Source organism: Martelella radicis, assembly GCF_014196625.1.
Lineage (GTDB): Bacteria > Pseudomonadota > Alphaproteobacteria > Rhizobiales > Rhizobiaceae > Martelella > Martelella radicis.
In genome coordinates this window covers 76,174-100,984 of record NZ_JACIDZ010000001.1, presented here as the reverse complement: position 1 = coordinate 100,984, position 24,811 = coordinate 76,174, and the positions used below count along the sequence as shown (strand labels likewise).

Genomic DNA, 24,811 nt, shown 5'->3' with positions numbered 1-24,811 from the left:
ATTGAGCGACAAGGTAACAGAGACGAAGAACACCGCCGGCCAGGGCATCGCCTGGCTGATGGCGGACATGACGCTGGTGACCTTCATGAGCGCCCTGGTGAAAGCCAACAGCGTTGCCTATCCGGCGATCCAGCTCGTCTTCATCCGCGCGCTCATCGGCCTTGTCTTCATCCTGCCGATGATCGTGAAGAACCGCGCGGCGCTGAAGACGATGCGCTATCCGCTGCGCAATGCCTTTCGCGTGACCTGCAACGCCATCGCGCTCACATCGAACTTTCTCGCTTTTGCCATGCTGCCGCTGGTGATGGTCAATGCGCTCGGCTTCACCCGCCCGCTGGTGACCATGGGGCTTGCCGCGCTTCTGCTGGGGGAACGCGTCGGCCGGCTGCGCTGGCTTGGCGCGGCAATCGCCTTTGGCGGCGCGCTGATCATCGTCTCGCCAGACGAGATCGATCTCAACCCCGGCCTGCTGGTGGTGCTTGCCAGCATCCTCTTCGGTGCCATGGCGACCATCCAGACGCGACGTCTGGCGGAGGAAAGCACGATCGTGATGATGACTTTCTACACGCTCGGCCTCGTGCTGCTGACCGGCCTGCCCGCCGCCTTTGTCTGGCAGCCCGTACCGCTTTCCCACTGGCCGGTGCTGGCGCTGATCGGCCTTCTGGCGCAGGCCGGCCAATATTGCTGGCTGAAAGCTTATCAAAAGAGCGATGCGAGCCTGCTCGCTCCGTTCGGCTACCTCTCGGTGTTCTTTGCCGCCGCCGCCGGCTTCTTCTTCTTCGGCGAGGTGCCCCCGCCCCGCATTTTCCTCGGAGTCGCGGTCATTCTGATCGCCCTTCAGGGCACGCGCCTGATCGAGGCCCGTCGCAGAACGTGAAAATGCCCGCGCTTCCGGCACGGGCATTTCATCTCAAAACCAATGCTCACATCGCTCAAGCGAAGGCGGGCACCTTGCCGGCCTTGGCGGCTTCGCCGACGACGCGGGCGGTCTGCTTGGCCAGCACGATTTCCTCGTCCGTCGGGATGACGCGCACTTCCACGCGGCTTTCCGGGCAGGAAATGATTTCTGCGCTGGCATTGTTGGCATCATCGTCAAGCTGGACACCGAGCCAGCCGAGGCGGTCGCAGATCATCTTGCGGATGACCGGCGAGTTCTCGCCGATGCCGGCGCTGAAGACCAGCGATTCCATGCCTTCCATAGTGGCAACCATGATCGACAGTTCGCGGCAGGCGCGGAAGACGAAGAGATCGATCGCCTTCTTGGCGTTCGGATTGTCGCTCTCCATCAGCACGCGCAGGTCGCCGGAGATGCCGGAGACGCCGAGCAGACCGGACTTGTAGTAGAGCATGTTCTTGATTTCGGCCGGCGACAGGTTTTCTGCTTCCATCAGAGTCAGAACCAGACCCGGATCGACCGTCCCGGAGCGCGTGCCCATCATCAGGCCGCCGAGCGGCGTCAGGCCCATCGTGGTATCGATGGCCTTGCCGTTGCGCATGGCGCACATGGACGACCCGCTGCCGAGATGGGCAACGACGGTACGCTTCTTGACCAGATATTCCGAGATATCGCGCAGGCGGTCGGCGATATAGGTATAGGACAGACCGTGAAAACCGAAGCGGCGGTACCCCTTGGCCTCATATTCCAACGGAATCGGGTAACGCGCGGCGCGCTCGTCGATATTGACGTGGAAGGCGGTGTCGAAGCACGCGACCTGCGGGAGGTCAGGACGGATGCGACGGAAAAGCTTGATCGAGGCGAGGTTGGCCGGCTGGTGCAGCGGGCCCATCGGGATTAGCGTTTCGAGATAGGAAACGATCTCGTCATCCAGCAGCACCGGATCGGCGAATCGGCCACCGCCGTGCAGAACCCTGTGGCCGACGGCCTGCAGCGGGCTGTTCGCGGTGTAGGGCTTGATGACGCCGAAGATGCGCTCAAGCATGTCTTCCTGCATATGTTCCCCGATCTCGAGATCCATATTGCAGATTTCCTTGCCGCCGGCCTCCTTGACCACGAGGCGGGGGTTTTCATTCACGCCGTCGAACTGACCGCGCAGAACAAGAGAAAAATGATCACCCTCGACTTCGTAAAGACGGAATTTGAGGCTGGATGATCCGGCATTCAATGCCAGTACTGTGCCATTCATAATCGCTATCCAGAAATGGTATGCGCACCGCCCTGGGAGAAGGCGGTGCGCGAGGCTTCAGAAAATTGGATCAGCCCTTGGGATAAGGCCATTTCCAATCGAGAATCTCCGGCATGTCTTGACCATGCTCGCGGACATAATCGTGGTGTTTGGCGCGCATTTCCTTGAGATAGTTCAATGCGGCCGCACCTCTTTCGCCAAATCCGCCTGCACGTTCGATCGCATCCATGGCGAGATGGTAGCGGTCGAGGCGGTTCTGGACAACCATGTCGAACGGCGTCGTCGTCGTTCCCTCTTCAACATAACCACGAACGTGGATGTTGTTGTGGTTGTGGCGGCGATAGGCCAGGCGGTGAATGAGCCAGGGATAGCCGTGATAGGCGAAGATGACCGGCTTGTTCTCGGTGAAGAGCGCATCGAAGTCCGCGTCGCGGATGCCGTGCGGGTGCTCTTCCTTAGGCTGCAGGGCCATCAGGTCGACAACGTTGACAACCTTGACCTTCATTTCCGGCAGCTTCTGACGGAGAATGTCGACGGCGGCCATCATTTCCAGCGTCGGGACGTCGCCGGCCGCAGCCATGACGACATCGGGCTCTTCGCCTTCCGGCACATTGCTTGCCCACTTCCATTCGCCGAGACCGGTGTCGCAATGAACGATTGCTTCCTCAATCGACAGCCATTGCGGCTGCGGCTGCTTGCCGGCAACGATCACGTTGACGCGGTTGTAGGTGCGCAGGATGTGGTCACCGACAACCAGAAGCGTGTTGGCATCCGGCGGGAAATAGGTGCGGACGACGTCGGCCTTCTTGTTGACGACGTGGTCGATGAAGCCCGGATCCTGGTGGCTGAAGCCGTTGTGGTCCTGACGCCACACATGCGAGGTCAGAAGGTAGTTCAGCGACGAGATCGGCTTGCGCCAAGCCATATGCTGAGTGGTCTTCAGCCACTTCGCATGCTGGTTGAACATCGAGTCGATGATGTGGATGAAGGCTTCGTAGCACGAGAACAGACCGTGGCGGCCCGTCAGCAGGTAGCCTTCCAGCCACCCCTGGCACAGATGTTCGCTGAGGACTTCCATGACACGGCCATCGCGGGCGACGCCTTCGTCATAGTCGAGGATATCGGCCATCCAGACGCGATCGGTGACTTCGAAGACGTCCTGCAGGCGGTTCGACGCGGTTTCGTCGGGGCCCATCAGGCGGAAGTTGCGCTCTTCGGCGTTGAGCTTCATCACTTCGCGCAGCAGCATGCCGAGGCGCTTTGTGGCCGAGGTCATCACCGCGCCCGGCTGGCTCACGTCAACCGCGAGTTCGCGGAAGTCGGGCATCTTCAGTTCCTTGCGAAGAACGCCGCCATTGGTGTGCGGGTTGGCGCTCATGCGCAGGTCGCCTTCCGGCGCCAGTGCCTTCAACTCGGGCAGGATCTTGCCGTTTTCGTCAAACAGCTTTTCCGGGCCGTAGCTCTTCAGCCAGTCTTCCAGCTGGCTGCGGTGGTCGGCATCTTCACGGGCAGCCGAAATCGGAACCTGGTGCGAACGCCAGAAATCCTCGACCTTCTTGTTGTCGACGAATTTCGGGCCGGTCCAGCCCTTGGGGCTGCGGAGGATGATCATCGGCCAGCGCGGCATTTCGTAGACCGTGCCTTCGGCGCGGGCTTCTTCCTGGATCTCGCGAATGCGGGCGTAGCACTCTTCCATGACCTCGGCCATGCGCTGATGCATGTATTCCGGATCGTCGCCTTCAACGTAGAAGGGCTCGTAGCCATAACCCTGGAACAGGTCCGTCAGGTCCTTCTTGCTCATGCGAGCCATCAGGGTCGGGTTGGCGATCTTGTAGCCGTTGAGGTGCAGGATCGGCAGAACGGCGCCGTCATTGATCGGGTTCAGGAACTTGTTCGAGTGCCACGACGCGGCAAGCGGGCCGGTTTCGGCTTCGCCGTCGCCGACGACGCAGGCAACGATCAGGTCGGGGTTGTCGTAGGCCGCGCCGAATGCGTGGACCAGGGCGTAGCCAAGTTCGCCGCCTTCATGGATCGATCCGGGCGTTTCGGGAGCAACGTGGCTCGGAATGCCTCCGGGGAACGAGAACTGCTTGAACAGCTTCTGCATGCCTTCCGTGTCTTCCGTGATTTCCGGATAGACTTCGGTATAGGTGCCGTCGAGATAGGCATTGGCCACCAGGCCGGGACCGCCGTGGCCGGGGCCGCAGATATAGATCGTGCTGGCGTCGTATTTCTTGATGATACGGTTCAGGTGAACATAGATGAAGTTCAGGCCTGGCGTCGTACCCCAGTGGCCGAGCAGGCGCGGCTTGACGTCTTCTTCGGCGAGCGGCTCCTTCAGCAGGGGGTTGTTCATCAGATAGATCTGACCAACCGACAGGTAATTGGCCGCCTGCCAGTATCTATTCATCAGATCCAGTTCTTCGGGCGCCAGAATATTCTGGGCTCCATCAGGCGTGATCTGTTCCATGTCGATTCCCCTTTTCGAAATCAAATTGGCGTTTAAATCGATTTGCTATATCCCTCAGACCGGTTTGAGATCACATGACCTAAATCAACCGAAGCGCGGCGGCAGAGATTTTCCGGCTCTCGAACCGAGGGATTTTGCATCGCTGGCGAAGCGCCGGTCGCGCCTCGCCCATAACGACATAGCAGTTGTTCCAGCGCTTTCAACGACTTGACGATTGCAAACTTTGATGCAGCGATCATATAACGTCAACCGTGACAGACTTTTGGCGACCAAAGAAAATTCCGAGAATTTTGTTTGCGGCGCAAATCGTCATTCGGTACTCGACGCGACGTTGCCGATCTGGCATGTGCAGGGCCGGTTTCGCCGGTCGCTCCGGCGCGCAGAATAAACTGAAACATGCCGGCGTCAAAGAGCCGGCCAACCTTCCGGTTTGAACAATCATGCCCGACACCAGCACATCACTGAGCCCCATCCACGTCATCGGCGGCGGCCTCGCCGGTTCGGAAGCGGCGTGGCAGATCGCCAGCCGCGGCATCCCGGTGATCCTGCACGAGATGCGCGGCGTGCGCGAGACGGCGGCCCACAAGACCGACGGCCTTGCCGAACTCGTCTGCTCCAACTCCTTCCGCTCCGATGATGCGACCAGCAATGCCGTCGGCGTCATCCACGCCGAAATGCGCCTGGCGAACTCGCTGATCATGGCCTGCGCCGATGCCCATCAGGTGCCGGCCGGCGGCGCGCTGGCGGTCGACCGGGACGGTTTTTCAAATGCCGTCACCGAAAAGCTCGCCGCCCACCCGCTGATTACGATCGTGCGCGAGGAAATCACCGCGCTGCCGCCGGAAGACTGGGACCAGGCGATCATCGCCACAGGCCCGCTGACGGCCCCTGCCCTCGCCGAGGCCATCAGCGCCAGGACGGGCAAGGAAGCGCTCGCCTTCTTTGACGCCATCGCGCCCATCGTCTATCGCGACACGGTGGACATGGATATCTGCTGGTACCAGTCGCGCTACGACAAGGTCGGACCCGGCGGCACGGGCAAGGACTATATCAACTGCCCGATGAACGAGGCGGAATACAACGCCTTCATCGACGCGCTGATCGCCGGCGACAAGACCGACTTCAAGGAATGGGAGGGCACGCCCTATTTCGACGGCTGCCTACCGATCGAGATCATGGCCGAACGCGGCCGCGAGACGCTGCGCCACGGGCCGATGAAGCCGATGGGGCTCACCAATGCCCACAAGCCGGACGAAAAGCCCTACGCGGTCGTACAGCTGCGCCAGGACAACGCGCTCGGCACGCTCTACAACATGGTCGGTTTCCAGACCAAGCTGCGCTACGGCGCGCAAAAGGACGTGCTGAAGATGATTCCGGGTCTTCAGGAGGCCGAATTCGCCCGCCTCGGCGGCCTGCATCGCAACACCTATCTGAACTCGCCGACGCTGCTCGACGGAACGCTGGCGCTGAAGGGCCGTCCGGGCCTCCGCTTTGCCGGCCAGATCACCGGCTGCGAGGGTTATGTGGAAAGCGCCAGCATCGGGCTTCTGGCCGGGCGGTTCGCCGCCGCCGAACGCCTCGGGGAAGCGCCGGTCGCACCGCCGCCGGAAACCGCGCTCGGCTCGCTTCTCGGCCATGTCACCGGCGGCCATATCTCGCATGAGGAGGAAGGCGGAAAACGCTCCTTCCAGCCGATGAACGTCAATTTCGGCCTGTTTCCAGAGCTGGAGCCCGGCGCGCTGATCGATCCGGAGACGGGCAAACGTCCGCGCGGCAAGGCGAAGTCATCGGTGAAAAAGCAGCTCGTCGCCAAACGGGCGCTGGATGCCTGCAAGGCCTGGCTGGACGCCTGACGCAGGCTTGAACGGCAAAGCTCAGCGGGCGTTCAACATCCAGGTCGAGACGTCCGCCGCTTCCTGCTCGGTCAGGAAATGATAATTGCCGCTGAAGAAATCGCTTTCGGGGAAGTCGACCTGGAGGCCGTTCGCCTCCGGAAGCGCGCGCAGGCGATATTCGGCCTGCCGGACGATGATCGCCTGGCCCTTGCCGCGCCGCGAGCGATACATGCCGACCTTGCCATCGGCCAGTCTCAGGAAGAAGGTCTCAAGCTCCGTATCGCCGATGACGGCGGTAACCCGCTCATCGGGATAGCTGCGGTTGAATTCCCGATGCGCCCAGCCATTGGCTTCCTCGACGGAAAATCCGCCATCAGAATTTTGCGCCTTCGACCGTCCGAAGAAATAGTAGGCAATGATGGCGGCGACCACGGCGACGAGAAGCCATACCCAAGTTTCCATTCGCCAGTTTCCTCTCCCGTTGCGACGCGTGGGGCCCGATGTCCCGCGGGAATGCTTCTGAGGGATAATATTCCACAAGATCGGCCGGAAGCGGCCCGCAAGCCTGCGCTAGAGCTTCAACATACCTGTTAAAACTTACGAAACAGCAAAGAGCGCATCATCGCAAGCTGCCGCTTCCACTGCGAAGGCCGCACCGTATGTTCCAATGCATTTTCCCCCAAAGCCTCGGCCTTTACAAGAATGTTCTCCAAGGCTGACATAGGAAGATAGGCCGGCGCAAGTGTTTTTGCGACCGGGCCCTCCGCCCGGAACTTCTCCAGGTGAGACCGGCCAAAGGCGGCGAAGGCGCGGATCGCATTGCCGACCCGCTCGCGATCGCTGGCAATCAGGAAGCTCTCCCGATCAAGCCCCGTGGCGCCGAGGATCTCCGTGGGCACGAAAACCTGGCCGGCGGCCCTGTGGCGCGGCAGCAGCAGGATCGAACCGGCCACGGCCTGCGCCACGCCGGCATGACCGGCGGCCGTGGCGCTTGCAGCGGCTGACTTTGGATCAAGCACGAGGCTTGCGAGTTGAATGAGCGCCGACGCCGTTTCGCCGGCATAGCCTTCGAATTCCGACGTCGCGCCCATCGGATCGTCGTAAAGATCGAAAATCCGTGCCTCGCTCATGCGGACGAGCGGGTCGCGCGGCAGGTGATGCGTTTCGATCGCCTCCAGAAGCGCCGCGGCCGTCGGGTTGGCCGCCGTCGAGCCGTGGTCGGCACCCTCAAGCAGATCGCGCCAGTATTGCAGCCTGACCTCGCCCGGCAGGGGCTCGCTGACGCGCTCGCGCACTCGGGCAAGCTCGGCATTGAAAAGATAAAGAGCGACAAGGGCCTGTCGCTTGTCCGCGGGCGAAAGCAGCGCGGCCAGATAGCGGTCGCGGTCGGCCTCGCGCAGTTCGGCAAGCAGAAGTGTTTCGGTTTCGGCGTGATCGGTCACGCGCCTTGCTCCAGTGCGGTTGAGGCCGTTCCTCGCGTCAAACGGCAATCAGCGCGGCGGCGACCGCGCGCTCTTCTCCGAGCAGGATATTGTAGGTCCGGACCGCCGCCCCGGTATTCATCGGATCGGCGACGATCTTCTTCGCCCGCAATGCCTCGCGCAACGGCTTCGGCAGGATCACCATGTCGAGACCGGTTCCGACCAGCAGAACCTCGATCTCGTCGGCCTGGTCCAGCACCCGCTCGAAGGCGGCAATGCTCATCTCCTCCGGCGCGGTCACGTCCCAGCCGTGGATGCCGGACGGCACGCACAGGAGAGAGCCGCGATGCGACATGTCGGCAAAGCGGAAGCCGCCATTGCCATAGGTGTCGATCGGCGCCTTTCCGGGAAAATGCGCCTCGCGGATCTCGATGCCACGCGCCATCAGATCAGATCCCCGTCACCGTTCCGTGTTCTTCCGGCGGCGTATCCTTCTTCTCCTCGTCCTTCTTCTGGAAGGTATCGGGGCGGAGCCTGAAGGCGATCAGGATCGGCGCCGCGATATAGATCGAGGAATAGGTGCCGATCGCCACGCCGAACAGCATCGCGAAGGTAAAGGATCGAATCACCTCGCCGCCGAAGAGATAGAGCGCGGCAAGCGCCAGCATCGTCGTCAGCGCCGTCAGGATGGTGCGCGACAGCGTGTGGTTGATCGAGATGTCGAGCAGTTCCGGCAGCGGCATCTTCTGATATCGCCTGAGATTCTCGCGCACGCGGTCATAGACCACCACCGTATCGTTCAGCGAATAGCCGACGATCGTCAGCACCGCCGCAATACTGGTGAGATTGAACTCGACGCCCGTCAGCACGAAGATACCGATGGTCAGGAGCACGTCGTGCGCGGTCGCGATGATCGCGCCGACGGCGAACTGCCATTCGAAGCGGAACCAGATATAGATCAGGATCGCGATCAGCGACGCCAGAACGCCGATCGTGGCCGAGCGCGACAGCTCGCCGGAGACGACCGGACCGACAACCTCGACGCGGACAAAATCATAGCTGCTCTCAAGCGACGTCCGGATTTTCGAAATCGCACTCTGTTCGGCATTCGCGCCGCCGTCCTGCGCGGGAACGCGGATCAGCACGTCCTTGTCGGAACCGAAGCCCTGAGCCTGCACCGCGCCGATATTGAGATTGTTCAGATCGGAACGGATCTGGCCGATATCGGCGGGGCCGGATTTCGATTCCACCTGAACGACCGAACCGCCGGTAAAATCGATGCCGAGATTCATTCCGTGGGTGGCGAAACCGACGACCGAGGCGACCGTCAGGATGGCCGATGCGGCAAACGAGATCCTGCGGAAGTTCATGAACGAGAAATTGATCCCGTCGAACATGCCGGTGCGGATGCCCTTCGGCAGTTCCTTCGGGCGACGGCGGCGGACCCATTCGGAAATCATGAAACGCGTCAGGTAGAAGGCGCTGAAGATCGTGGTCAGGATACCGATGGCAAGCGTCACGGCGAAGCCGCGCACCGGGCCGGAGCCGAGGAAGAACAGGATCACGGCGGCGATCAGCGTCGTCAGGTTGGCGTCGATGATGGTGGCAAAGGCCTTGCGGAAACCGGCATCGACCGACTGGACCACGCTGCGGCCGTTGCGCCGCCGCTCCTCGCGGATGCGTTCATAGATCAGCACGTTGGAATCGACCGCCATGCCGATCGTCAGCACGATGCCGGCAATGCCCGGAAGCGTCAGCGTCGCGCCGATAATGCTCAACAGGGCAATCAGCATCACGATGTTGAAGAACAGCGCGATGTTCGCGACCACGCCGAACATGCCGTAGAAGGCGACCATGAAGACGACGACGAGGCCTGCACCGATGACGGAGGCGAGAACGCCGGCGCGGATCGAATCTGCGCCGAGGCTCGGGCCAACAGTGCGCTCCTCGACAACGGTCAGCGTTGCCGGCAGCGCGCCGGCGCGCAGCAGCACGGCCAGGTCATTGGCGCCCTGCACGGTGAAATTGCCCGAGATCTGCCCCGAACCGCCGAGGATCGGCTCGTTGATCACCGGCGCGGACACGATCTGGTCGTCGAGCACGATGGCGAAGGGACGGCCGACATTCTGCTGTGTGGCCTGGGCAAAACGCTGAGCGCCGCGCGAATCGAAGCGGAAGTTGACGACAGGCTCGTTGGTGCGCTGGTCGAAGGCGGCCTTGGCGTCAACCAGGTCCTCGCCGGAAATTAGAGCGCGCTTCTCGATCACATAAGGAACCGGCGGATCGTCCATCGAGTAGAGCACTTCGTCGCCTGCCGGCGGGCGGCCCTCGATCGCGTCCTGCGGATTGACCGATGTGTCAACCATGTGGAAGGTCAGCTTCGCCGTCTTGTTCAGGAGCGCCTTCAGACGCTGCGGATCATCGAGACCGGGCACCTGAACGATGATGCGATCGTCGCCCTGGCGCTGGATCAGCGGCTCGGTGGTGCCGAGTTCGTCGACGCGGCGGCGGATGACCTCGATCGACTGCTGCACGGCGGAGCGCATGCGATAATCGATCCCCTGCTCGGTCAGTGCGAGCCGGATCAGCCCAGTGCCGTCGTCATCGATCGTCACTTCCTGGAAGGTGCCGCCGTTCAGCGTACCGGCATTGACATAGTCGGCGAGCGGCTGCAGCGCCTCTTCCGCAGTCACATACTGGTCCGGATCAGTGATGCGCACCTGCGCCGTCTGCCCAGAACCGGAAAGACCGGTATAGCGCACCTGCGCCTCGCGCAGATCGGCGCGGACATCGTCGACCAGCGTGTTCATGCGGTCGGTGACGATATCGCTGCGATCGACCTGCAGCATGATGTAGGAACCGCCCTGAAGGTCGAGACCCAGCGTGACCTTGCTGTCTGGCATCCATCCCGGAAGCTTTGCCAGTTGCTGGTCGCTGAGAACGTTGGGAATGGCAATGACCACCCCAAGCGCCACAACGAGCCAGATGAATAGGGTCTTCCAACGGGAAAAATACAGCATGGAGGTCTCGGTTCGTCGGTTTTCACGAAGCAGGCGACGCCCAGCGGCATCGCCCTTTCTGTTCTCTGCCAGCCGATCGGGACAGTGCAGTCCCGGCTAGGCATGCCATGACGCGTTACCGGCCCAATATCGCTTTTTCTGGGCGATACCGGGCCGGCTCAATGCGCATCAGCTTTTCGGCTTGGTTTCCTCGGTCTTGACCGGCTCACCCTTGACGCGAACTTCGGACACATAGCTGCGCATGATCCGGATCCGCACGCCTTCGGCAATCTCGACTTCGAGCTCGGTGTCGTCGACCACCTTGATGACCTTGCCGACGATGCCGCCGCCGGTGACCACCTGATCGCCGCGACGAATGGCGGCCAGCGTTTCCTGGCGCTTCTTGGCCTGACGACGCTGCGGACGGATAAGCAGGAAGTACCAGATCGCCATCAACGGCACGAACAGGAAGATCATTTCGAGACCCGATCCCATCGCGCCTGCGCCGCCCGCTGCCTGGGCGTAAGCCGTGCTAAACATGTTGTCTACAACTCCTCAGACCATGAACGGGGCTCATGCCCCTTGGATGTGTCGCCGGTATATAGTCGGAGGCCAGTTCAATGCAACAACAGCCGTAAAAACAAGGGTGCTTTTTGGGGGGTAGCGATCATTTTACCGTCATTTCGACCTTGCAAGCGCGGCAAAAACCGAAAAGCTGTGCGCCATAACGCCTCTTTTTTCAAAGTCATGGGAGTGCAGACTTGGACAAGACATCCGAAAGCGCGCTGATCGCCGAAGTCAGACGCCTGGCCGACGCGCTGGAGCGTATGGGACCAGTCCGGCCGCGCGAAAACGACCTCGATGCCGCCGACTGTTTCGTCTGGAAGCCGGAGGAGCGCTATCTCTCGCCGGTCGTCGCCCCCAGCCGCATCCCCCTCCCGCTCATACGCGGCGTCGACCATGTGCGCGACATCCTGCATGAAAACACACTGCGCTTCGCCGAGGGTTTTCCGGCCAACAACGCGCTGTTGTGGGGCGCGCGCGGCATGGGCAAATCCTCGCTGGTGAAGGCAATCCACGCCGAAATCGCGGAAAAGCCCACGATGAAGCTGAAGCTGGTGGAGCTTTACCGGGAGGATATCGGCTCGCTCGGCGCGCTTCTCGAGATATTGAAGGGATCGCAATACCGGTTCCTGCTCTTCACCGACGACCTCTCCTTCGATCACGACGACGCGGCCTACAAGTCCCTGAAGGCGGCGCTCGATGGCGGCGTGGAAGGACGGCCGGAAAACGTACTGCTTTACGCCACCTCCAACCGCCGGCACCTGATGCCGCGCGACATGATCGAGAACGAGCGCTCGACCGCGATCAATCCTTCGGAAGCAACCGAGGAAAAAGTCTCGCTGTCGGATCGTTTCGGCCTCTGGCTCGGCTTCCACAAGTGCAGCCAGGACGACTATCTCGCCATGATTGACGGTTACGCCGCCCATTTCGGGCTTGAAGGCGGTAGGCAAGCGCTTCACGCCGAAGCGCTGACCTGGGCCACGACGCGCGGCGGCCGATCAGGCCGCGTCGCCTGGCAGTTCGTTCAGGATGTTGCGGGGCGACAGAGGAAACACCTGGCTGGCTGAGGCAGAGGTCGGGCAGGAAAGCCCTGCCCTGCCCGAGCATCAACCGTTGAGGTAGGGCATCGGGTCGACGGCCTTGGTGTTGTCGCGGACTTCGAAGTGGACCATCGGACGCGTCGCCTTGCCGGTCATACCGGAGGTGGCGATCGTCTGGCCGCGCTGGACGCTATCGCCGCGCTTGACCTTCAACTCCTCGGCATAACCGTAGACGGTCACGCGGCCGTCGTCGTGACGGATGAGGATGGCGTTGCCGTAGTCGGACAGGCCGTCATCGGCATAGACGACGACGCCGTTCTCCGCCGCCTTGATCGGCGTGCCCTGCGGCACGGAAATGTCGATGCCCTCGGAGAGATCGTCGCCGTCCGGCTGGCCGAAGCCGACCACGACAGCACCCTTGACCGGCCAGCGATAGGTGGCGATGCCGGTGCCTTCCGGAACGGCCTCGCCGGCATCGGAGCGCACGGCGACTTCCTGGACGACGACTTCCTGCTCCTCGGCCGCCGGCGGCTGGTAGGGTTTCGGATTGCCCGAGGCAGCGCTTTTCTGCTGCGTCTGCTGCGGCGCGGGCTTTTCTGCCGTCTGCACCGGGGTCACGGGCTGGGCCGGCGCGGCGCCTCCGGTCGGAATGGCGAGCTTCTGGCCAATCCGGATATTGGACGAGGTCAAACCGTTGGCCGCCTTCAGCGAATCGACGGTCACGCCGTTGGCCTTGGCGATCGTGTAGAGGCTGTCGCCGCTCTTGACGGTATAGACATTGCCGCTGGCGGGCGTTCGCCCGTCACCGCTTTGGCCGGTTGAAGCGGACGACGTCGCGCTTGCGCCGGTGCTCTGCTTTTCGCGGCTGCTCGGCGTGGTCGGCAGCACGGCGACGCGCTGGTCGGGCGTATTGGAAGGCGTCGGCACCGGCGCTGCCGGCGGCAGGCCCTGTGCCTCGGCGGTCGCCTTGGCAGCGGATGATTGACTTGAGACCAGCGGCACGAGCAGCACCTGGCCGGCGCGCACCTGCGAGGGGCTCGTCAACCCGTTCAGCCGCAGGATGTCCTGTTCGCTCGCACCGTTGCGGGCAGCAAAGGCGGCAAGCGTCTCGTCGGAGCGCATCATCACCCGCTTGGTGGCGACATCCTGCGTGCGCGACGGAAGGTTGCTCGGCGCGCCGACGGTGGCCTGCTGCTGGCTATAGGTTGCGGAAGGATTGGCGGGCTGGGTCATGGCCGCGGTCTGGACCGGCTGCGGCGAAGGCAGGTTTCCGCTCTGCACCGCCACCGGCGTGGTCGCCATGCGTGCGCCAGAACCCGCGGTGGTCGCGGTGTTGATCGGCTGGCGGCTGACGACCGCCGAATTCTGTGAAGGAAGCGCCTGGTAACCGCCGGTTCCGACATTTTCCGGGGGCACCATCTGCTGGTATTGCGGGACGCCGGAAACTGAACCCGTCGTCATCGTATCGGGATTGCTGCCGAGCCGCGCGCTCTGCGAGCTGCAGCTTGCCGCCATGACCGCCAACGCGGAAACAAGCAGAATACGCTGTGTTGCCTTGCCGCCTTCCGGCACACCTGAAATACGCATGAACCGACCCTGTACGCTTGAACTCTTTACTGCACCGTTTTTAACCCTAACAGAGTTACCGTGCGGTTAAGGCGCGGACGACAATGCAGAAAATCAGTTTGAAGGGGGATCGGGACGCCGGAAAGGCGGCATGCATGGCAGGGCGCAACGGCCGGCTTGGAAGGGCCTTACAGCGCTTTCGAAAGGCCGCGCTCGACAGGAAGATAGGGAACCTCGAACAGGTCCTGACGTTCGAAGCGGCTGCCGATCCGCGTCATGCGCACCATCAGCGGCGGCGCTCCCTCGCGGATCAGCGGGGCCATGATCACCCCGTTGGAGACGAGCTGTTCGACGCGCGCGCGCGGAATTTCAGGCAGGGCCACCGTGTAGAAGATCCGGTCGAAGGTCCCCTCGCCGCTCAAGCCCTCGCGGCCGTCGGCCTGGCGCACGACCACGCTTTTGAGCGCGAGGTCTGCCATGCGCTTGCGGGCGAGATCGGCAAGCGTGCGGTAGCGTTCCACGCTCAGCACCCGCTCGGCGATCCGCCCCATGATGGCGGCGGTGTAGCCGGAACCTGTCCCGACTTCCAGAACGCGCTGACCGGGCTTCACCTTGAGGATATCGATCAGGCGGATGGCAAGATCCGCGCCTTCCATGAAGGCCCCGCATTCAATCGGGATCGACCGCCCCGAATAGGCATAGGGCGACATGTGCGAGGGCGTGAAGGCAGTGCGCGGCGTTGCCTCCACGGCGGAAAGAAGATCGAGATTGGTGACGCCGCTCGCTCTCAGCCGCATCACCAGGGCGGCAAACCCCTCACGTTCCTGAAGCTTCGTCGCCACCGTCCAACCTCGTCATTTACGCAAGCGCTTCGGCGATCCTGTCGCGAACCGCGTGATCGGTCAAGTCGAGCTTCAGCGGCGTCACCGAGACATGGTTCTCGCCGATCGCGTTGAGGTCGCTGTCATGGTCAAAGGCGCTCAGCCGCTCGCGGAACGTCAGCCAATAATAGGGCAGACCCCGCCCGTCCGTGCGTTTTTCGACCGAAAGACCCGATTCGAGCTTGCCCTGCGTCGTCACCCGCACGCCCTGGACCTCTTCCGGCGTGCAGCACGGGAAGTTGAGGTTGAAGAACGTGCCTTCCGGCAGTTCCAGCGGCAGGAGCTTGCGAATCAGCGGCAAGGCGTGACGCTCGGCCACTTCCCAGGGGAAATAGCGGCCATTGTCATAGCGCCCGGTCTGGCTGAGCGCGATCGACTTCACACCCTGAAGCGTGCCCTCGATTGCCGCGGCGATGGTGCCGGAATAGGTGACATCATCGGCCATGTTGGCGCCGGAATTGATGCCCGACAGGATCAGATCCGGCGCGTCCGGCAAGACCTCGCGCACGGCCATGATGACGCAGTCGGTCGGCGTGCCGCGCAGCGCGAACTGCTTTTCGCCCATCTGGCGCAACCGAAGCGGCTCGGAAAGCGTCAGCGAATGGGCAAGACCGCTCTGGTCGGTTTCAGGAGCGACGGTCCAGACATCGTCGGAGAGTTCCGCGGCGATCTTCTGGAGCACGGCAAGGCCGGGGCCGTGAATGCCGTCGTCATTGGTCAGCAGAATACGCATGTCGCGGCTCACTCCCCGGCTTCGATCTTGGTCTTGCCGCCCATATAGGGGACGAGAACCTCCGGGATCGTCACCGAACCGTCTTCGTTCAGATAGTTCTCGACGACGGCGATCAGCGCGCGACCGACCGCCACGCCCGAACCGTTCAGCGTATGGACGAAGCGCGTGGCCTTCTCGTCCTTTGCCCGGTAGCGCGCATTCATGCGCCGCGCCTGGAAATCGCCGCAGACCGAGCAGGAGGAAATCTCGCGATAGGTATCCTGACCGGGAAGCCAGACCTCGATGTCGTAGGTCTTGCGGGCGGAAAAGCCCATGTCGCCGGTCGAAAGCGCGACGACGCGGTAATGCAGGCCGAGCGCCTGCAGCACGTCCTCGGCGGCCGACGTCATCCGCTCCAGTTCGGCAAGCGAGGTCTCGGCGTCGGTGATCGACACCATCTCGCATTTCAGGAACTGGTGCTGGCGCAGCATGCCGCGCGTATCGCGGCCGGCAGAGCCCGCCTCCGAGCGGAAGCAGTAAGTGAGCGCGGTATAGCGTAGCGGCAGCGTCTCGGCGGCAAGAATGTCGCCGGCGACGAGATTGGTGAGCGGCACTTCCGCGGTCGGGATCATCCAGCGGTCTTCCGACGCCTTGAACAGGTCCTCGGCGAATTTCGGCAACTGGCCGGTGCCATAAAGGGCCGCATCGCGCACCAGAAGCGGCGGGCTGACTTCCTTGTAGCCGTGCTTTTCGGTGTGCATGTCGATCATGAACTGGCCGAGCGCCCGCTCAAGCCGCGCGAAAGCCCCGGTCAGAACCGTGAAACGCGAACCGGATAGCTTGGCCGCGCGTTCGAAATCCATGCCGCCGAGCGCCTCGCCGATCTCGTAATGCTCCTTCGGCGCATGGTTCCACGACGGCTTCTCACCCCATTTGCGGATTTCGATGTTGTCGTCCTCGTCCTCGCCGACCGGCACATCGTCCAGCGGAACGTTCGGAATGCCCGACAGAAGCTCTTCGAGGGCGGCGCTGACCGAGCGTTCCTCTTCCTCGAGCGTCGGCATGGCCGATTTGATCTCGGCGACCTCGCCCTTCAGCTTTTCGGCAAGCGCGGTGTCCTTCTTGCCCATCGCCGCGCCGATTTCCTTAGAGGCGGCGTTGCGGCGGGACTGCATTTCCTGCAGGCGCTGCAGAACGGAGCGGCGCTTCTCGTCAAGTCCGACGACCTCCGCCGCCAGCGGTGCGGCGCCGCGCGTCGCAAGGGCTGCGTCCAGCGCTTCGGGGTTTTCGCGAATCCATTTGATATCGAGCATCGTTCCTGCTTTCCCATGACGAAGAAAAGGCCGCCGGCGCGTCTGCGTCAGCGGCCCTCTTGTGCCCAACTCATCTTCAAAGCGCAAGACACGCTTTCAGGATATCGCCTAAGTTTCGTCCCCTGGCGGCGTGTCCTCCGGCGGCGTTTCCTCGCTCGCCGCCTCGGCCTGCTCCTCCTTCCGCCGGCGCTCGACCAGCTTGGCGGCATAGATCGCCACTTCGTAGAGCAGTACGGTCGGCAGCGCCAGGCCAAGCTGGGAGAGCGGATCCGGCGGCGTCAGAACGGCGGCGATGATGAAGGCGATGACGATGGCGAACTTGCGCTGCTTGGCAAGCCATTCCGCGGTCACGAGGCCCGCCCGCGACAGAAGCGTGGTCACGACCGGCAGCTGGAACACCAGCCCGAAGGCCAGCACCAGCGACATGATCAGGCTCAGATATTCCGAAACCTTGGGCAGAAGCGAGATCGCGACCTCGCCGCTTTCCGGCGTCTGTTGCATGCCGAGGAAGAACAGCATGACAACGGGAATGAGAAAGAAGTAGACGATCGCGCCGCCGATGATGAACAGGATCGGCGAGGCAACCAGGAACGGCAGGAAGGCCGAGCGCTCGTTCTTGTAGAGCCCCGGCGCAACGAAACTGTAGACCTGGAAGGCGATCACCGGAAAGGCGATCAGCAGGCCGCCGAACAGCGAAATCTTGATCTGGGTGAAGAAGAATTCCTGCGGCGCGGTATAGATCAGCTGCATCTTGTCCGGGTCCAGCCCCGACCAGATCACCGCCCATTTATAGGGCAGGACCAGCAGATTGAAGAGGTCCTTGGCAAAGGCAAAACAGAGCAGGAAACCGGCAAAGAAGGCGGCGAGCGACCACACCAGCCGCTTTCTAAGCTCGATCAGATGCTCGACAAGCGGCTGCGGCTTGTCGTCGATATTCTCATCGGCGCTCATCGGCCGTTCCTCCGCCCGCCTGAGCGTCCCTTGCTTGATTTCGTCGGCCGCGCCGTTCCCCTGTAGCCGGGACGTCGGCTCATCAACCCGTCATCCTGACGCTTCGATACAAGCTCGGCGGCCTGTTCCTCGTCCTTTCGAACGGCCTTCTGGAAGACGTTCTCCGGCGTGAAGGCCGGCTGCGCGCCGGGCGTCGGATAGGAAGCCTTTGGCAGGTCCGGCTTGTCGGACGTCGTCGTCTTCGGCTTGTTTTCGAGCGAGGTCGAGGTCTTCAGATCCGACTGGATATCGCGGGCCGTTTGACGCAATGGATTGACGGCATCACGCAACTGATTGGCGGGATTGAGTTTTCTCACATCCCTAATGGCGGAGGAAACGTCTTCCATATCCGCCTCTTTCAGCGCGTCGTCCATCTGCGAACGGAAATCGGTGGCCATGCGCCGCATCTTGGTCATGGTCTTGCCGAAGGTCCGCAGGACATGCGGAAGCTCCCTCGGGCCGACGACGACGACCAGCACGATCGCGACGACCAGAAGCTCCGTCCAGCCAATATCAAGCATTCACATTCTCCTGCAGACAGCCGCAAGGCTGTCCGACACCGTGTCAGCCCTGCTTGGTCTTTTCGTCTGCCCTGTGCTCGACGGTCTTGTCATTGTCCGACGGTTTTTCGTCTTCGTCGGAAATGCCCTTCTTGAAGCTCTTGATGCCCTTTGCGACATCGCCCATCAGTTCGGGGATCTTGCCGCGGCCAAACAGCAGGACGACAATCGCGAGAATGATCAGCAACTGCCAGATACCGAGATTACCCATGGCCAATTCTCCTGTTACCACTTTGTATCTGGTGTAAGGTGTTTACGGTTGTTTTTCAAACATCAAAATCGCGTCTTCGGCAACAAACAGGAAAACTCGGCTTATACCTTCGGCGAGCATGCCGGCGCTGATGCTCGCTTCCACCGTCGCTCCGCCCTCTTCCAAAGCGAGCGTCAGATGCTCCGAAGTGCCGAGATAGCGGCGGTCGATGACGCTGGCCGGCACCGCGCCCGGCTGCTCCACCGTGGCGACGCGGATGTCGCTGAACCGCACGGCAAGCGTCACTTCGCCCGCGGTCACGTTTTCAGGAGCGCGGCGGGTGCCGAACGGCGTTTCGACGAGACCGTTGCGGGCGACCGCCTCGAACCGGTTGATTTCTGAGAAAAAGGAAGCGGCGAAAACGCTGCCGGGATGAAGGAACAGGTCGCGCGCGCTGCCGGTCTGCACCAGTTCGCCATCCTTCAAGAGCGCGATCTGGTCGGCCATGCCCATCGCCTCTTCCGGGTCATGGGTCACGATCACCACCGTCGCGCCGGTCTCGCGCAAAACCGCCAGGGTGTCGGCCCGCACCTGGTCCTTCAGCCGCGAATCGAGGCCGGAGAACGGTTCATCCATCAACAGCACGGAGGGCTTGGGCGCGACGGCGCGGGCAAGCGCCACGCGCTGCTGCTCGCCGCCTGAGAGCATATGCGGATACTTGCCCTCGTAGCCGGCAAGCCCGACCCGTGCCAGGGCTTCCCCCGCCGCCGCTTGACGGCCTGCCTTCGACAGATGCGTCAGTCCGAAGGCGACATTGGCGCCGACCGTCATATGGGGAAAGAGCGCGAAATCCTGGAACATCAGGCCGACGCCGCGCTGCTCCGGCGGCAGGAAAGCGTGAGGGCCGCTGACCTCGACGTCATTGATGAGCAACCGCCCGCCGCGCGGCACTTCTAGCCCGGCCGCGATCCTGAGCAAGGTGCTCTTGCCGGATCCGGACGGTCCCAGAAGGCACAGCACCCTGCCGGGAAACGCCGTCAGCGACACGTCGCGAACGACGTCGCGCCCGCCATAGCCGTGACGGATATGCTCGAAACGCAATCGGGCGGCCGTGCCGCTCGCGCCCAGGTTCAGCGCCTGAAGGTTCATCGTCGCTCCAGAAGTTGCGATACGGCCGGTTCCGGCCGATATTTTTCTAGAGCTTATTCATCATGTTTGCCGCCCGGAGTCAAAAGGCCGAGATCCTCAAGATCGGCGGCATCCAGCGGATCCTCGTCATCGGCAAGGTCCTCGTCGTCATTGAGCGGCAGCGGGATCTGGAAACCGGGTGGAATGCGGCCAGACAACAGCCCGGCGCCGCGCAGCTCTTCGAGCCCCGGCAGATCGCGGATTTCCTCAAGGCCGAAATGGTCGAGGAAGGCGCGCGTCGTGCCCATGGTGACGGGCCGGCCCGGCGTTCTGCGGCGGCCGCGAAAACGCACAAAGCCCGCCTCCATCAGCACGTCCAGCGTGCCCTTGGAGGTCTGGACGCCGCGGATTTCCTCGATCTCGGCGCGGGTCACCGGCTGGTGATAGGCGATGATCGACAGCACTTCGAGCGCCGCGCGCGTGAGTTTGCGGGCCTCGCGCTCGCCGCGATGGATGACGAAGGAGAGATCGGGCGCCGTACGAAACGCCCAGTGGTCCTCGATGCGCACCAGGTTGACGCCGCGATTGGCATAGGTCTCCTTCAGCCCCGCCATGACGTCCCCGACATTGATGCCGCCCGGAATACGTTCGGCGATATAGGCCTCGCTGACCGGTTCGGCAGAGGCAAACACCAGCGCCTCGGCGATGCGCTCGGCCTCGAGCAGCAGTTCCGGGCTTGTCGCGGCCACGTCTTCCGGTTCTTGCGTCTCGTCAATCTCGTCGTCGCTCATTCGGCCGCCTCCCCGGAGATCGCGCCCGACTGCGGCAATCGGCCGCTGCCGCGCCGCATCAGGATCGGCGAAAAGGCTTCTTCCTGACGCAGGTCGAGCCGGCCCTCGCGCACAAGTTCCAGGGACGCGGCAAAGGTGCTGGCGATCGCGGTGCGCATTTCTTCCGGGCGCGTGAGGTAGCGCAGCAGATAACGATCGAGCGCGGTCCATTCGACGATCTCGCCGATCAACTCCTGCAGCAGTTCGCGCGCATCGGTCAGCGACCAGACGAGACGCTTCTCGATGGTCACTTCGGTTACGGCCTGGCGCTGGCGGAGATTGGCATAGGCATCCAGAAGCTCATAAAGCGTCGCCGTGTAGGACGATCCGGTCTCGTCGGGAATATGCTCCGGCGCGCCGCGCTGGAAGGTATCGCGACCGAGCCGGTTGCGATTGACGATCTTGGCGGCGGCGTCGCGCATGGCCTCCAGCCGTTTCAGCCGGTGGGCGAGCGTTGCCGCCATGTCTTCGCCCGACGGTTCCTCGTCGCTTGCCCGGCGCGGGATCAGCAGCCGCGACTTGAGATAGGCGAGCCAGGCCGCCATGACGAGATAATCGGCGGCAAGCTCTATGCGGATGCGCCGTGCGCTTTCGATGAACTGGAGATATTGCTCGGCAAGCGCCAGAACGGAGATGCGCGCAAGATCCACCTTCTGCGTGCGGGCCAGATGCAGGAGAAGGTCGAGCGGGCCTTCGAACCCGCCGACATCAATCACCAGAACGGCCTCGCCAGCAGCGCGAACCTCGACGGTTCCGTTCGGATTTTCCGGGAAGAAATCGTCCTGCATGCGGCCTACCCCTTCCCCTCAAGCAGATCATCGAACCGGCGCGACAATGCCGCGAGATCGCTGTCGTCGGCCTCGGGCGCGCCGGCAAGCGCCCGCTCCGCTCTTTCCAGCGCCGCGCCCGCGAGTGGCGGTGCCTCTTCGGCCACGGCGCGCATTTCATCCATATCGCCATTGCAATGCAGAACGATGTCGACGCCGGCGGCGGCAACGGCGCACGCCCTCATCGCGATATCGCCGGAAAGCGCGTTCATCGAGATATCGTCGGATATGATCAGCCCGTCGAAGCCGATCTCGCCGCGCATGATATCCTCAACGACCTTGCGCGAGGCTGATGCCGGGTTTTCCGGGTCGACCGCCTCAAACAGGACATGGCAGGTCATCGCCATGGCAATGCCCGGGATTTCCCGGAACGGACGAAAATCCTTCTCGCGCAACGTCTCAAGCGAGGCATCGACCACCGGCAGACGCTGGTGCGAATCGAGCAGGCCGCGCCCGTGGCCCGGCATGTGCTTGATCACCGGCAGCACGCCGCCGGCCTTCAGCCCTTCGGCCTGGGCCGTGGCGAGCGCGATCACCTGGTCCGGGTCCGTGCCGAAGGCCCGGTCGGCAAGAAAACCGGTGCCCGGTTCCGGCGGGATGTCGAGCACGGGGGCGCAGTCGCAATTGATGCCGACCGCATGAAGGTCGCCGGCCATCAGCCGTCCGCTGAGAAAGGCCGCTTCATGCGCCGCCGTCCTTGATGTCGCATAGAGCGCGCCGATGACGGAGGCCGCCGGATAATCGCGCACCAGCGGCGGCCGCAGACGGCGCACCGTGCCGCCCTCCTGATCGACGAAGACCGGGGCATACCAACCGACCGCCTCGCGCATCGCCTCCGTCAGCGCCCTGACCTGGGCGAGGCTTTCGACATTGCGCCTGAACAGGATGAACCCCCACGGCTGAACGGCGCGGAAGAAATCTGTCTCCTCCGCGCTGAGGCGCGTTCCGCCGCATCCCAGAATCATGGCCTTGCGTGTCTCGGTCATCCGCGAATCATAGAGGTTCCGCGCGAAAGCGCGAAATTCGCCCGCGCTTCATGCACAGTTTTCTTCAGGCGCCTGAGCCGAAACCGCAGCTAGCGCGGCACGAAGCAACTGCCGCCTGCGGCCTTGAAGTTCTCGCAGAGCGACAGGGCGTCCGAAAGATTGTCGGCCGGGATACGAACCCGGTAGTAGGTGCCTCTGCCCGCGATGTCAGCCCTGACGATTTCCACCGGCCTGCGTCCAAGCACCGCCGGATACTGGGCCGCCAGACGTCGATAGGCCTGTTGGGCCTCGGCTTCCGTCGGCAGTGATGCGATCTGCATCGCATAGCGCGAAGAGGGCGCGGCGTTGGTCGCAGGAGCGGCGGAGGCTGCGGGAGAAGTCGCTACGGTCGGCTGGCTCGGCGCAGCCGGCGTTGGCCGCGCGGCAACGGACGGCGCGCCCCCGGTCGATGAACGCGGCGTCGGGATCGGCACATTGGCGATGCCGAAATCGGGCACCGGCTCAGCCGCGGCTTCCGGTGCAGCGTCTTCCAGAGCTTGCTGGTCGGTCAGGTCCGTCGCCCCCGATGAAGCATCCGTATCGGCAGCGCCATTCAGCACATCGGCGACGGAGGGGCTTTGCGTATCATCGGGCGCGGCCTCGTCGGAATTACCGGTCTCCTCCACCGTTTGGGAGGGCACCAGCCTTCCGGTGTCATCGGGCATGGCGGTGATGGTCTCGAGCCCTCTTACGCCGCTTTCACCCGTGTTTCCGGTCTCCGGTTCCGCGCGCTCGACCAGCGTGCCGTCCGGGCGAACGATGATGGTGCGGACCCGGCGCGGCTCGACAACGCCTCCTCCGGCCTGGTCCGCAGGCGCGTTTGAGGCGCTGTCGGCCAACGGATTGGGCGCGATATCATCGACATCGACCGGCTCCTGATCCGAAGCGATCAGGCTGCCCTGACGCGGCGCGGCGTCGAGCGTATCGGATGCGTCGTTGAAGATCACATTGTCCTGGTTGGGAACGACCTCGCCGCCCGGATCCTCGGGGGCTTCCTTCACGCTCGTGTCATCCGCAGCGATAATGACCGGGCCGCTGTCTCCTTCTCCGCCGATATAGCGAAGGCTCGCGAAAACGGCCAGCACCGCGATCACGACAAAGGCAAGGCCGAACAGCAATATGCGACCATAGCCCATGAAGGTGACGGCAAGCCAGCTCGTCCGCTGTTCCTGCTCATCCCCATCGTAATAAACGTCGTCGCCGGCGTCTGGATAGGTCGGCGGCGCGGCTCCTCCCCGGCTTTCGGCAAGTTGGAAACCTTCCTCAAGAGCCCGCTCGATATCGTCGTCATAGACGCGATCGTTCGGCGGCGGCGGAACGGGCTGAATGACCGGCTCGGGCTCGGCCGGCGTCTCGCTCAACGGATCGACGAGAGCCGACTGGCTCGCCAGCATATCGGCGAGTTCTTCATCGAGATCGAATTCATAGACCGGCGGCGGCGGTTCGTGACCGGTTTCAGCCTCATCACCCATACGCGGCAGATCGAGTTCATCAACCGGTCGCGGCATTTCGTCGGTCGGAATGATTGCCGCCGGATCGAAGACGTCATCGCGTCCCGCTTCGCCCGCGCCCGCCTCTTCCAAAGGTTCAGGGCCGTCATTTTCGGGCCGGGCCACATCGGCAAGCTCGAGTTCCAGCTCATCAAGGTCGAGCGCCAGATCATTTTCGTCCCGCTCGATCTCGGCATCGCTCGCCGGCGGTTCGCCAAAGGCATAGGACGACGCCCAGTCTCCGCTTTCTGCGGGTTCCGGCACGGTTTCTTCGTCAGGCTGTTCGAATTCGAACGCCTGCGGCGCGAACAGCTTGTCCGGGTGAATGCCTTCATCGGCGGACGGCGGTTCGTTCTGCTCATCCTCGGAGAGATCGAGAGAGGAGATCGATTGCCGGAGCTCGTCTTCAAGCAACCCCTCATTAAGGCCCGCCTCGCCGAACTCGGGCGCCACGGGCTCCCGCTCATCGGGCGGTTGAGGGGCTTCAGATTGAAAAGCGCCGACAGGATGGAAGCTTTCGAACGCCATTGGCGGGGCGCTTGGTTCCGGCTCCGACGCGACCGGCTCCTGCTGTTCGGTCTCGGCGCTCGGATAATGACCGGGATAGGCGTTAAATTCGCGCAGCAACTCGTCGGCCAGGTCATCGGCAGTCTCTGCCGTACGGGGCCGTTCCGCCTCGCGCGGGGCGATCAGCCGCGCCAGTTCGGCGAAGGGATCGTCCTCGTCCGTGTGTGCGGGACCAGGCTTTGAACGATCCGGCTTGTTGTTATCTGCCATCTTCTACCACCGATGCTGCCTCGCGCCGGCAACGACGCGAGATAAGTGC

At 62.9% G+C, this 24,811-nt stretch carries 22 protein-coding genes; 3 read left to right on the top strand and 19 right to left on the bottom strand.

The genetic code is table 11. The annotated features are described in order from the left end of the window. Nucleotide 1: 1 nt before the first annotated feature. Complete coding sequence (locus GGR30_RS00470; protein WP_281378090.1) at nt 2-877, top strand: DMT family transporter; 876 nt, start codon at nt 2-4, stop codon at nt 875-877. A gap of 55 nt (nt 878-932) precedes the next feature. On the opposite strand, the gene GGR30_RS00465 is transcribed toward GGR30_RS00470, so the two are convergent. After that, entirely contained in the window at nt 933-2,144 is a 1,212-nt protein-coding gene (locus tag GGR30_RS00465; RefSeq protein WP_183481048.1) for an acetate/propionate family kinase, read from the bottom strand. A gap of 70 nt (nt 2,145-2,214) precedes the next feature. Next, a complete protein-coding gene (locus GGR30_RS00460) occupies nt 2,215-4,614 on the bottom strand; it encodes a phosphoketolase family protein (protein ID WP_183481045.1) in 2,400 nt (799 codons plus the stop codon). A 440-nt stretch (nt 4,615-5,054) separates the two neighbouring features. On the opposite strand from GGR30_RS00460, the gene trmFO reads away from it, so the two are divergent. After that, entirely contained in the window at nt 5,055-6,467 is a 1,413-nt protein-coding gene (trmFO, locus tag GGR30_RS00455) for a methylenetetrahydrofolate--tRNA-(uracil(54)-C(5))-methyltransferase (FADH(2)-oxidizing) TrmFO (protein WP_183481042.1), read from the top strand. Between the two features lie 21 nt (nt 6,468-6,488). Here trmFO and GGR30_RS00450 read toward each other — a convergent pair whose 3' ends face one another. The 5 genes from GGR30_RS00450 to yajC all read right to left on the bottom strand — a co-directional run bounded on the left by GGR30_RS00450 (nt 6,489) and on the right by yajC (nt 11,409). Further along, on the bottom strand, nt 6,489-6,911 hold the full coding sequence (locus GGR30_RS00450; RefSeq protein WP_183481039.1) for a hypothetical protein: 423 nt from the start codon (nt 6,909-6,911) through the stop codon (nt 6,489-6,491). Between the two features lie 128 nt (nt 6,912-7,039). Continuing rightward, nucleotides 7,040-7,891, bottom strand: coding sequence for a squalene/phytoene synthase family protein (locus GGR30_RS00445; RefSeq protein ID WP_183481036.1), 852 nt, complete (start codon nt 7,889-7,891; stop codon nt 7,040-7,042). A 37-nt stretch (nt 7,892-7,928) separates the two neighbouring features. Continuing rightward, a complete protein-coding gene (locus GGR30_RS00440; RefSeq protein ID WP_183481033.1) occupies nt 7,929-8,315 on the bottom strand; it encodes an Mth938-like domain-containing protein in 387 nt (128 codons plus the stop codon). Nucleotides 8,316-8,319: 4 nt separating this feature from the next. Next, the gene (secDF, locus tag GGR30_RS00435; protein WP_183481030.1) at nt 8,320-10,890 is read right to left on the bottom strand and encodes a protein translocase subunit SecDF; all 2,571 of its coding nucleotides are present in this window, start codon (nt 10,888-10,890) and stop codon (nt 8,320-8,322) included. 168 nt (nt 10,891-11,058) lie between these two features. Continuing rightward, nucleotides 11,059-11,409, bottom strand: coding sequence for a preprotein translocase subunit YajC (yajC, locus tag GGR30_RS00430; RefSeq protein ID WP_183481027.1), 351 nt, complete (start codon nt 11,407-11,409; stop codon nt 11,059-11,061). A gap of 221 nt (nt 11,410-11,630) precedes the next feature. Here yajC and GGR30_RS00425 point away from each other — a divergent pair, with 221 nt between their 5' ends. Then, on the top strand, nt 11,631-12,500 hold the full coding sequence (locus GGR30_RS00425; protein ID WP_246413481.1) for an ATP-binding protein: 870 nt from the start codon (nt 11,631-11,633) through the stop codon (nt 12,498-12,500). A 39-nt stretch (nt 12,501-12,539) separates the two neighbouring features. Here GGR30_RS00425 and GGR30_RS00420 read toward each other — a convergent pair whose 3' ends face one another. The 12 genes from GGR30_RS00420 to GGR30_RS00365 all read right to left on the bottom strand — a co-directional run bounded on the left by GGR30_RS00420 (nt 12,540) and on the right by GGR30_RS00365 (nt 24,762). After that, nucleotides 12,540-14,060 carry a peptidoglycan DD-metalloendopeptidase family protein gene (locus tag GGR30_RS00420; protein WP_183481025.1) on the bottom strand — a complete coding sequence of 507 codons (1,521 nt, stop codon included), beginning with the start codon at nt 14,058-14,060 and terminating at the stop codon, nt 12,540-12,542. Nucleotides 14,061-14,227: 167 nt separating this feature from the next. After that, a complete protein-coding gene (locus tag GGR30_RS00415; RefSeq protein WP_183481022.1) occupies nt 14,228-14,881 on the bottom strand; it encodes a protein-L-isoaspartate(D-aspartate) O-methyltransferase in 654 nt (217 codons plus the stop codon). A 16-nt stretch (nt 14,882-14,897) separates the two neighbouring features. Continuing rightward, entirely contained in the window at nt 14,898-15,653 is a 756-nt protein-coding gene (gene surE / locus GGR30_RS00410) for a 5'/3'-nucleotidase SurE (RefSeq protein ID WP_183481019.1), read from the bottom strand. 8 nt (nt 15,654-15,661) lie between these two features. Continuing rightward, a complete protein-coding gene (gene serS / locus GGR30_RS00405) occupies nt 15,662-16,945 on the bottom strand; it encodes a serine--tRNA ligase (protein WP_183481016.1) in 1,284 nt (427 codons plus the stop codon). 108 nt (nt 16,946-17,053) lie between these two features. Further along, nucleotides 17,054-17,896, bottom strand: a complete 843-nt coding sequence (tatC, locus tag GGR30_RS00400) for a twin-arginine translocase subunit TatC (RefSeq protein ID WP_183481013.1) — start codon at nt 17,894-17,896, stop codon at nt 17,054-17,056. Further along, the gene (gene tatB, locus GGR30_RS23620; RefSeq protein ID WP_183481010.1) at nt 17,893-18,456 is read right to left on the bottom strand and encodes a Sec-independent protein translocase protein TatB; all 564 of its coding nucleotides are present in this window, start codon (nt 18,454-18,456) and stop codon (nt 17,893-17,895) included. The genes tatC and tatB overlap by 4 nt, the downstream gene beginning before the upstream one ends. Nucleotides 18,457-18,499: 43 nt before the next feature. Continuing rightward, complete coding sequence (locus tag GGR30_RS00390; protein WP_138749742.1) at nt 18,500-18,706, bottom strand: twin-arginine translocase TatA/TatE family subunit; 207 nt, start codon at nt 18,704-18,706, stop codon at nt 18,500-18,502. A gap of 42 nt (nt 18,707-18,748) precedes the next feature. Continuing rightward, the gene (locus GGR30_RS00385) at nt 18,749-19,834 is read right to left on the bottom strand and encodes an ABC transporter ATP-binding protein (RefSeq protein WP_183481006.1); all 1,086 of its coding nucleotides are present in this window, start codon (nt 19,832-19,834) and stop codon (nt 18,749-18,751) included. Between the two features lie 53 nt (nt 19,835-19,887). After that, entirely contained in the window at nt 19,888-20,604 is a 717-nt protein-coding gene (gene scpB, locus GGR30_RS00380) for an SMC-Scp complex subunit ScpB (protein WP_183481003.1), read from the bottom strand. Further along, on the bottom strand, nt 20,601-21,431 hold the full coding sequence (locus GGR30_RS00375) for a segregation and condensation protein A (RefSeq protein WP_183481000.1): 831 nt from the start codon (nt 21,429-21,431) through the stop codon (nt 20,601-20,603). Before GGR30_RS00375 ends, scpB begins: the two co-directional genes overlap by 4 nt. A 5-nt stretch (nt 21,432-21,436) precedes the next feature. Next, nucleotides 21,437-22,456, bottom strand: coding sequence for a beta-N-acetylhexosaminidase (gene nagZ, locus GGR30_RS00370; RefSeq protein ID WP_246413480.1), 1,020 nt, complete (start codon nt 22,454-22,456; stop codon nt 21,437-21,439). 89 nt (nt 22,457-22,545) lie between these two features. Further along, nucleotides 22,546-24,762 carry an SPOR domain-containing protein gene (locus GGR30_RS00365; protein WP_183480997.1) on the bottom strand — a complete coding sequence of 739 codons (2,217 nt, stop codon included), beginning with the start codon at nt 24,760-24,762 and terminating at the stop codon, nt 22,546-22,548. Between the last annotated feature and the right edge of the window lie 49 nt (nt 24,763-24,811).